This is a genomic window from Kistimonas ophiarachnellae, from assembly GCF_057552235.1.
The window spans coordinates 1-9842 of record NZ_BAAJPA010000030.1; the positions used below are offsets into that span (position 1 = coordinate 1).

Below are 9842 nucleotides of genomic sequence, written 5' to 3' on the forward strand. Positions count from 1 at the left end.
TACAGTAACCAACAACAATGACGGCACATTCAGTTTCAATCCGGGTAGTGATTTCCAGGACCTGGCGGCCGGAGAAACCCGTCAGGTCACGTTCACCTATGTAGCGATTGATGATTCCGGTGAAGGGAATGCCACCAGTGAACCGGCCACGGTCACGATTACGATTACAGGGACTAACGACAAGCCTACTGCCGAAGTGGTGAGTGTCAGTGCCACGGAAGATGGTGCGGCAGTGACCGGCAATTTCAGTGCCACGGATGCGGACATCACCGATACCCACACCTTCAACATCGTGAGCCAACCGGCAGAAGGCTCGGTAACCAACAACAATGACGGCACCTTCAGTTTTAATCCGGGTAGTGACTTCCAGGATCTGGCCGCGGGAGAAACCCGTCAAGTTACGTTTACCTATGTAGCGATTGATGATTCCGGTGAAGGGAATGCCACCAGTGAACCGGCGACGGTCACGATCACGATAACCGGTACCAACGATAAGCCTACCGCCGAAGTGGTGAGTGTCAGTGCCACGGAAGATGGTGCGGCAGTGACCGGCAATTTCAGTGCCACGGATGCAGATACCACCGATAACCACACCTTTAACATCGTGAGCCAACCGGCAGAAGGCTCGGTAACCAACAACGATGACGGCACCTTCAGTTTCAACCCGGGCAATGACTTTCAGGATCTGGCCGCGGGAGAAACCCGCCAGGTCACGTTTACCTATGTAGCGATTGATGATTCCGGTCTCGGAAACAACACCAGTGAACCGGCGGCGGTCACGATTACAATTACCGGGACTAACGACAAGCCTACCGCAGAAGTGGTGAGTGTCAGTGCCACGGAAGATGGCGCGGCAGTGACCGGCAATTTCAGTGCCACGGATGCCGATACCACGGATACCCACACCTTCAACATCGTGACCCAGCCGACAGAAGGTACGGTAACCAACAACGATGACGGCACCTTCAGTTTCAACCCTGGCAGTGACTTCCAGGATCTGGCCGCGGGAGAAACCCGCCAGGTCACGTTTACCTATGTGGCGGTTGATGATTCCGGTCTCGGAAACAACACCAGCGAACCGGCGACGGTCACAATTACGATTACAGGGACCAACGATAAGCCCACCGCCGAAGTAGTGAGTGTCAGCGCCACGGAAGATGGCGCGGCAGTGACCGGCAATTTCAGTGCAACGGATGCCGATACCACCGATACCCACACCTTCAACATCGTGACCCAGCCGACAGAAGGCACGGTAACCAACAACAATGACGGCACCTTCAGTTTCAATCCGGGCAGTGACTTCCAGGATCTGGCCGCCGGAGAAACCCGTCAGGTTACGTTTACCTATGTAGCGGTCGATGATTCCGGCGAAGGGAATGTCACCAGTGAACCGGCCACGGTCACGATCACGATCACCGGTACCAACGATAAACCGACAGCGGTGGTTGAGAGTGTCAGTGCCACGGAAGATGGCGCAGCAGTGACCGGCAATTTCAGTGCCACGGATGCGGACACTACCGATACGCACACCTTCAACATCGTGAGCCAGCCGGCAGAAGGCACGGTAACCAACAACAATGACGGCACCTTCAGTTTCAATCCGGGCAGTGACTTCCAGGATCTGGCCGCGGGAGAAACCCGTCAGGTTACGTTTACCTATGTAGCGATTGATGATTCCGGTCTCGGAAACAACACCAGTGAACCGGCGACGGTCACGATTACGATTACAGGGACTAACGACAAGCCTACTGCCGAAGTGGTGAGTGTCAGTGCCACGGAAGATGGCGCGGCAGTGACCGGCAATTTCAGTGCCACGGATGCGGACACCACCGATACCCACACCTTCAATATCGTGACCCAGCCGACAGAAGGCTCGGTAACCAACAACAATGACGGCACCTTCAGTTTCAATCCGGGCAGTGACTTCCAGGACCTGGCGGCTGGAGAAACCCGTCAGGTTACGTTTACCTATGTAGCGGTCGATGATTCCGGCGAAGGGAATGCCACCAGTGAACCGGCCACGGTCACGATCACGATCACCGGTACCAACGATAAACCGACAGCGGTGGTTGAGAGTGTCAGTGCCACGGAAGATGGTGCGGCAGTGACCGGCAATTTCAGTGCCACGGATGCAGATACCACCGATACCCACACCTTCAACATCGTGAGCCAGCCGACAGAAGGCACGGTAACCAACAACAATGACGGCACCTTCAGTTTCAATCCGGGCAGTGACTTCCAGGATCTGGCCGCGGGAGAAACCCGTCAGGTTACGTTTACCTATGTAGCGATTGATGATTCCGGTCTCGGAAACAACACCAGTGAACCGGCGACGGTCACGATTACGATTACAGGGACTAACGACAAGCCTACTGCCGAAGTGGTGAGTGTCAGTGCCACGGAAGATGGCGCAGCAGTGACCGGCAATTTCAGCGCCACGGATGCAGACACTACCGATACCCACACCTTCAACATCGTGAGCCAACCGGCAGAAGGCTCGGTAACCAACAACAATGACGGCACCTTCAGTTTCAATCCGGGCAATGACTTCCAGAACCTGGCCGCGGGAGAAACCCGTCAGGTTACGTTTACCTATGTAGCGGTTGATGATTCCGGTCTCGGAAACAACACCAGTGAACCGGCCACAGTCACGATTACGATCACCGGTACTAATGACAAGCCCACCGCCGAAGTGGTGAGTGTCAGTGCCACGGAAGATGGCGCAGCAGTGAGCGGCAATTTCAGCGCCACGGATGCAGATACCACAGATACCCACACCTTCAACATCGTGACCCAGCCGGCAGAAGGCTCGGTAACCAACAACAATGACGGCACATTCAGTTTCAATCCGGGCAGCGACTTTCAGGATCTGGCGGCTGGAGAAACCCGTCAGGTCACGTTTACCTATGTAGCGGTTGATGATTCCGGTGAAGGGAATGCCACCAGTGAACCCGCGACGGTGACTATCACGGTCACGGGTACCAATGATGCGCCAGTCGCAGTGGCAGACACCGGCAATGCTTCTATCGTGGGTACAACGACGCTGGATGTACTTGCCAACGATACCGATGTTGACAGTGATGATACTGCAGCCAACTTCAGTCTGGATGCAGTGACCATTACCGGAATAACCGATAGCGATGGCAGCCGCACTACCAATGGTGGTTCCGTTCAAATCGTTAATAATCGACTGGAATTCAATCCGGCGGGCGATTTTGATTACCTGGCCATCGGCGAAAGTGCCACGGTAACTGTCAGCTATACCATGAGTGATGATGAGGGTGTGACGTCAACAGCCACCGCGACCATCACCGTCAGCGGCTCCAATAGTCAGCCGGTAGCTGAGCTTGTCAGTGTAAATTCGGTAGTGGAAGACGGTAGTGCGGTCTCCGGTAGTTTCAGTGCGACTGATGAAAACCTGAGTGATACCCATACATTCAATATCCTGACCCAGCCGACTGAAGGCTCGGTCATCAATAACAATGACGGTACCTTCAGTTTCAATCCGGGCATTGACTTCCAGGATCTGGCGGCCGGAGAAACCCGTCAGGTTACGTTTACCTATGTAGCGGTCGATGATTCCGGTGAAGATAATGCCACCAGTGAACCGGGCACGGTCACGATTACGATCACGGGCACCAACGACAAACCAACAGCGGAGGTTGAGAGTGTCAGTGCCACGGAAGATGGCGCAGCAGTGACCGGCAATTTCAGTGCAACGGATGCGGACACAACGGATACCCTCACGTTCAACATCGTGACCCAGCCATCTGAAGGCACCGTAACCAACAACAATGATGGCACCTTCAGCTTTAACCCGGGCAGTGACTTTCAGGATCTGGCTACGGGAGAAACCCGTCAGGTTACGTTTACTTATGCCGCTGTAGACGATTCAGGGACAGCGAACAACACCAGTGAACCGGCGACTGTAACGATTACGGTAACGGGTACGAATGATGGCCCTGTGGCTTTGGCTGATAACGACTCGACGCTGGCAACAGGTTCCGTCACGGTTGATGTGATTGCAAACGATACCGATGTTGACAATGGTGATGTCCTGTCACTGAGAGCGGATTCGGCTTCTGTAGCCAGCGCCCTGTTCAGCAATATGGCCATCACATTGATTGATGCCCGGCTCACCCAGAGCGGTAACAGCATCACGTTTGATCCTGGCAGTGATTTCGATTTCCTTGATGCCGGTGAAACGGCAACGGTGACCATCAACTACACCGTGGAAGATGACCAGGGCGCTTCGTCACCAGGTACATTAACCGTGACAGTGACAGGCACCAACGATGGTCCGCAGGCTCTGGCTGATACAGGCGCAACGACTGAGAATGCGGCTCTGCAACTGGAAGTACTCTCGAATGATACGGATGTTGATCAGGGTGACTCGGCGACCAATTTCACGCTTCAGACGGTGGAACTGGTTGATGAACAGGGTGATCCGGTGACCGGGCAGGGCAGCGTAAGCGTCGTCAACAACCGGTTAAATTACAATCCGGGTAATGATTTCGACACTCTGGCGACCGGAGAAACGGCGACAGTCATTGTACGTTACACCATGGCCGATAGCTCAGGAGAGCAGTCTTCTTCGACGGCCACTATTACCATTACAGGTACCAATGATGATCCCGTTGCCACGGTTGATGATGCATCGGGTCATGAAAATGAAGTGCTGACAATTGATGTTCTTGCGAATGATACAGATGTCGATAACGATGACAATCCAGCCAATTTCTCACTGGATAATGTTCAGGTTGTTGATGGTGACGGGAATCCTGTTAGCAACCAGGGTAGTGTGTCCATCGTTAATAACGAACTGAGATTCGATCCGGGCACTGACTTTGATTACCTGGCAACAGGGGAAACGACAACTGTCACGCTACGTTACGTGATGTCTGATGATGAGGGTGCAACATCAACCTCAGATGTAACGGTTACCATTACGGGCGCCAATGACGCGCCAGTCGCTAAAGCTGACTTCCCTATCAGTGAATCCGGTTTCATTCCGGCACTGAGTTCTGCCAATGATCAAGGCTACAAGGTAACAGCCAGCGGACAACTCAGTGATGCTTTTGCCGCTTATAAAGTATTCGACAATGTTGATGCATCATCCGTCAATAATATTAATGCGTGGGCGACATCTGGCAGTTCTGCCTGGCTGCAGCTTGAGATGCCGGAGTCCAAGAGTATTCTTCAGTATTCAATGAAGGCTATTGCCCAGTCTGTTGGACGTGAACCATCTGAGTGGGAGTTCCTGGGAAGTAATGACGGCGTTAATTTTGTCGTTCTCGATAGCCAAACGGGTATCAATGACTGGTCTACCAGGGAAACCAAGAAATTCACGTTGGATGCCCCGGCCGATTACCGTTTTTTCAGAATCAATATCACGGACAATAATGGCGAAGCCTATACCGGTTTTGATGAATTCCAGTTGTATGAAGGGTCTTCTGCCAATGCTACCGGCGAAGAAAATGAAACACTGACCATCGATGTTCTGGCTAATGATATCGATGCGGACCATAACGACAATACAGCCAGCTTCACGCTTCAGACTGTTCAGGTTGTTGATGGTAATGGTGATCCGGTCAGTGGGCAGGGCTCGGTCAGTGTTCAGAACAACCAGCTGCAGTTCGTGCCGGGGTCGGATTTTGATTATCTGGCTGTCGGTGAGACGACGACTGTCACTGTTCGCTATGTCATGTCGGATAATGAAGGCGCAACATCAGAATCGACAGTGACATTACAGATCCAGGGAACCAATGACCAGCCGGTCGTTGCTCCAGTATCTGTCAACGCTAGCGACAGTTCATCCATTAATGGGACCTTCAGTATCACAGATACTGATACTAATGATTCCCATACATTCACCATACTGACTCAGCCGGCCGAGGGAACAGTCACTAATAATAATGACGGTTCATTCACCTTTAACCCGGGAACTGATTTCCGGGATCTGGCTGAGGGGCAAACACGTCAAGTAACGTTTACCTACCGTGCTACGGATGCATCGGGTGCAGATAATGCGACCAGCACAGCGCAAACCGTCACTATTACAGTAACAGGCACTAACGATGCACCGGTTGCTGTTTTAGATACGCGAACCATTGATGAAAACAGCCAGGTAACAGTGGATGTGATCGCCAATGATACGGATGTCGACAATGGCGATGTGATTAGCCTAAGAGCGAATTCTGTCTCTATTTCCGCAGCGGTATCCGAGGGCAATAATGCGATCACATTGTCAGATGCCAGTGTTTCGCAGAGCGGGAACAATGTGACCTTTAACCCCGGAACCGATTTTGATTTTCTGGGAACCGGAGAAACGGCGACAGTCACTGTCTCTTACCAGGTGCAGGATCAGTCTGGCGCGACAGACGAAGGCACTTTGACGGTGACAATCACAGGCAGCAATGATGGCCCTGTGGCTGCTGTCGATACTGGAAGCACGACCGAAAACGCTGGCTTGACCCTGGATGTACTGGCCAATGATAACGATGCGGATCATAACGACTCAGCGGCTAATTTCAGTCTTGATAGCGTCGAAATTGTTGATGGCGACGGGAACCCGCTGACGGGTAAAGGCTCCGTCAGTATCGTCAATAACCGTCTGCATTATAACCCTGACAATGATTTTGACCGTCTGGCAACAGGCGAAACAGAGACAATCACTGTTCGCTATGTCATGTCTGATGATGAAGGCGAGACTTCTGAGTCGACAGCCACCATCACCGTGACAGGCACCAATGATGATCCGGTGGCGACAGCGGACACGGCTGCAGGCCATGAGAATCAGGTCTTGACGATCGACGTCCTGAATAATGATTCAGACTCTGATCATAACGATGATGCTTCTAATTTCTCACTGGATACGGTCCAGTTGGTTGATACCAATGGTGATCCGGTTACCGGGCAGGGAAGTGTCAGTGTTGTGGGTAACCAGCTGCAGTTTGACCCCGGTTCCGATTTTGATTACCTGGCAACCGGTGAAACCGCGACGGTTACCGTGCGGTATAGCATGTCTGACGATGAAGGGGCAGATGCCTCATCCACCGTTACCATCACGATAACCGGTACCAATGATACACCTGAGGCCCGTGCTGATTACTCGGTCAGTGAGACAGGCTATATACCCGCACTGACCAGTAATAATGACCAGGGATTCAAGATCACCAGTAGTCACGAAGCCAGTGCAGCGTTTGCAGCCTACAAGGTGTTTGACAATGTGGCTGCATCAGCATCCGGCAACGCCAACTCCTGGGCGGCACAGGGAAGTTCTGCCTGGTTACAGGTCGAAATGCCTGAAACCAAGAGTATCCTGCAATATTCATTGACGGCTATCCCTAATAACGTTGGACGTGAGCCTTCCGAGTGGCAACTCCTCGGAAGTAACGATGGCGTGAATTTTGAGGTGATTGATACGCAGTCTTCAGTGACCGACTGGACGTCGAGGGAAACCAAAACCTTCAGTCTGCCATCGGCTGTGGAATACCGTTTCTTCAAACTGGATATCAGCGACAACAATGGTGACAGTTATACGGGACTTGATGGTTTTCAGCTGTTTGAAGGTACCACGCACTCAGTGGTAGGCGATGAGCATGAAGTCCTGACTGTTGATGTACTGGCGAATGATCTCGATGCTGACCACAATGACTCGACAGCGAATTTTACGCTGGATAACGTACAAATCGTTGATGAAAATAATCAGCCTGTTTCAGGTCTGGGGAATGCCAGTATTGCAGGCAACCAGCTTCGCTTTGATCCCGGTAATGACTTTGATTACCTGGCGGCGGGTGAATCAGCCTCTGTCACTGTGCGCTATACGATGTCGGATGATGAGGGTGCATCATCCACATCAACGGTAACACTGGTTATCAATGGTACCAATGATAAGCCAACTGCTGGGGTTGTGAGTGTCAATGCTACCGAAGATGGTGCAGCGATTACCGGTCACTTCAGTGCCACGGATACAGATACCTCAGATACCCACAGCTTCAATATTCTGAACCAACCTGCTGAAGGTACGGTAACCAATAACGGTAATGGTACCTTCAGTTTCAACCCGGGCAGTGATTTCCAGGATTTGGCGGCGGGTGAAACCCGTCAGGTTACGTTTACCTATGTGGCGGTTGATGATTCCGGTACTGGAAACGCGACCAGTGAACCTGCCACGGTCACGATTAAGGTCACGGGCACCAATGACAAACCCACAGCAGACGTTGTCACTGTCAGTGCGACTGAAGACGGTTCTTCTGTAACGGGTAGCTTCAGTGCAACCGATGCGGATACAACCGATACTCTCACATTCAATATCCTGAGCCAGCCCAGTGAAGGCGCTGTTACCAACAACGGTAACGGTACCTTCAGCTTCAATCCGGGCAGTGACTTCCAGAATCTGGCCGCGGGAGAAACCCGTCAGGTCACGTTTACCTATGAAGCCGTTGATGATTCCGGTGAAGGGAATGCCACCAGTGAACCTGCTACGGTCACGATTACGGTCATGGGTACCAACGACAAGCCCACAGCAGAAGTTGTCAGTGTTAGTGCCACCGAAGATGCTGCTACAGTGACGGGCAGCTTCAGTGCAACAGATGCGGATACAACCGATACCCACACATTTAATATCCTGAGCCAGCCCAGTAAAGGCACGGTGACCAATAACAACGATGGTACCTTCAGCTTCAACCCTGGCAGTGACTTCCAGGATCTGGCCGCCGGAGAAACCCGTCAGGTCACGTTTACCTATGAAGCCGTGGATGACTCTGGTCTTGGAAACAATACCAGTGAACCGGCCACCGTCACGATTACGATCACAGGTACCAATGACAAGCCCACGGCAGAAGTGGCGAGCGTTAGCGCCACAGAGGATGGCGCAGCGGTAACCGGCAACTTCAGTGCAACGGACGCTGATACAACCGATACCCACACCTTCAACATCCTGACCCAGCCGACAGAAGGCACGGTGACCAACAACGATGACGGCACCTTCAGTTTCAATCCGGGCAGTGACTTCCAGGATCTGGCCGCGGGAGAAACCCGTCAGGTTACGTTTACCTATGTGGCGGTTGATGATTCCGGTACTGGAAACGCGACCAGCGAACCGGCTACGGTCACGATTACGATAACCGGGACAAATGATGCCCCGGTGGCTGTTGTAGACAGCGATACCACCTCTGTGGGTTCGACACTGTTAATGGATGTTCTTGCCAATGATACGGATGTTGACAGTGACGATAACGCGACAAATTTCTCCCTCGACAGCGTTAACATCACCGGTATCGCGGATTCAGATGGCTCCCGTACTGTCAATGGCGGCACGGTAACGATAGAAAATAACCAGCTGAAGTTTGTGCCAGGCAGTGATTTCGATTATCTGGCAGTGGGCGAAAGTGCGACTGTCACCATCAGCTACACCATGAGTGATGACTCGGGAGCGACATCAACGGCAATCGCTACCATCACGGTGAGTGGTACGAACAGTACACCGGTGGCACAGGCTGTTAATGTCGGCGCTGCTGAAGATGGTGCAGCGATCAGCGGTAATTTTGCGGTCACTGATGACAATGCGACAGATACCCACACATTTACCATTCTTTCCCAGCCGGGCGAAGGGGCAGTTACCAACAATAATGATGGTACTTTCAGCTTCAACCCGGGCAGTGACTTCCAGGATCTGGCTGCGGGAGAAACCCGTCAGGTCACGTTTACCTATGCAGCCGTGGATGATTCCGGTGAAGGGAATGCCACCAGTGAACCTGCTACGGTCACGATTACGGTCACGGGTACCAACGACAAGCCCACAGCGGAGGTTGCGAGTGTCAGTGTCACGGAAGATGGCA

The 9842-nt window shown here is 52.5% G+C and carries 1 protein-coding gene; it reads left to right on the forward strand.

Annotated features, from left to right (window positions below):
- Positions 1-9842: Ig-like domain-containing protein (locus tag AC27K1_RS21405; RefSeq protein WP_487152827.1), on the forward strand; the 9842-nt coding region annotated here is incomplete at both ends.